The 1,303-nt window shown below is 73.9% G+C and carries 1 protein-coding gene; it reads left to right on the plus strand.

The window, feature by feature from the left end; genetic code table 11:
• The first annotated feature begins 603 nt into the window (after positions 1 to 603).
• Entirely contained in the window at positions 604 to 1,020 is a 417-nt protein-coding gene (locus HUX53_RS01075) for a penicillin-binding transpeptidase domain-containing protein (protein WP_176401284.1), read from the plus strand.
• The last annotated feature ends 283 nt before the right edge of the window (positions 1,021 to 1,303 follow it).

Consider the following 1,303-nt stretch of genomic DNA (forward strand, 5'->3'; position numbering starts at 1 on the left):
GGTTTAGGGGGCGTGCGGAGGGCCACCCGGAGGACGGCATCGCGGCCGTCCGGTTCATCGCGATGGACCCCACAGATTCCGCAATCGCTTGCGCGTCCGGGGTCCATCGTGATCAAGCTGTTACCACGGTGGCACAAGCGCCGTCAGCGCGGTCCCGTGGGGGCCGTGTCCGGCGGGACCACCGGCCACAGGCGTGGCTCGTACCGATCTGGCTGCGTTACTCCGCAGCGTCGTCCCGCGCGGAACTCCTCCCCGACCCGCAGGCGCCTTCTATCTCGCGCATGCCGCCGAAGGCCTGCCCGCTCGCGCGCTCCCATCCCCGGACGACGGCCGATTCCGCGTGCTCCACGTCGAACGAGGTCGCATGCCCTCCCTGCCCAGGGCCCGCCGTGTCCGGCCGGCCCTCACCCGCCCGCTCCGATTCGTCCCGTCCCGGCTGCGTCCCGGCCGCAAGCTGACCGTGACGCTCGTCACACCGGCCGTGCTACTGGCCGACGCAACCGTGGTCGCCTACATCCGCACGCCGGTGCCGACGCAGCCCAAGGACGGCGTCACCGACGAGGGCTCGACCGTCTACTACGCCGACGGGGCATCTCGAACGTCATGGACACCGCGCGGCTGTTCGGGGTGCCGGCGTCCGCGCTCAAGCCGTTCGAGGGACAGGCGGGCGTCGCGCTCGGCATCCCGGACGTCGCGGCGGTCACGCAGGCCGCCGGGTATGCGGCGTTCGCGAACGGCGGCACGGCGGTCGTCCCGCACCTCGTCACCAAGGTCGTCGACGCGAACGGCCGGCGTGTCCCGCTGCCCTGGGACGACGGGCCGGGGCGCCGGGTGCTGGACGGGGAGCAGGCGACCTTCGCGATGCGGGCGATCGTCCTGAAGGGGACGGGCACGCGCGCGGCGCTGTCCGACCGCGAGGCGGCGGCAAGACCGGCACGACCGAGCACAACCGGGCTGCCTGGTTCGTCGGATACGTCCCGCAACTCTCGACGGCCGTGGTGGCGCCGACACGGACAGTGACCCCGGCGCCGGCAGTGGCGCGGGCGCCGGCAGTGGCGCGGGCGCCGGCGGTGATTCGCGCGGGCTGCCGGGGAAGCCGGGTGACCGGCCGCTTCCCGACGACAAGACGCGCACAACGGGCGCAACGGCGGCCGGGGCCGGCTGAGATCGAGTCGACAGGGGGGCGGGGAGCGGCTAGCGTCGCGGGCGTCCGATGCGAGCGAGGAACCGAGACCACGTCGGGGGGCCTGGTCAGGTGCGTGCTTCACGTCCCCTCGCGCTCGCGGCGGTGGCCCTGCTGTCC

This window comes from Actinomadura sp. BRA 177 (assembly GCF_013372625.1).
GTDB lineage: Bacteria > Actinomycetota > Actinomycetes > Streptosporangiales > Streptosporangiaceae > Spirillospora.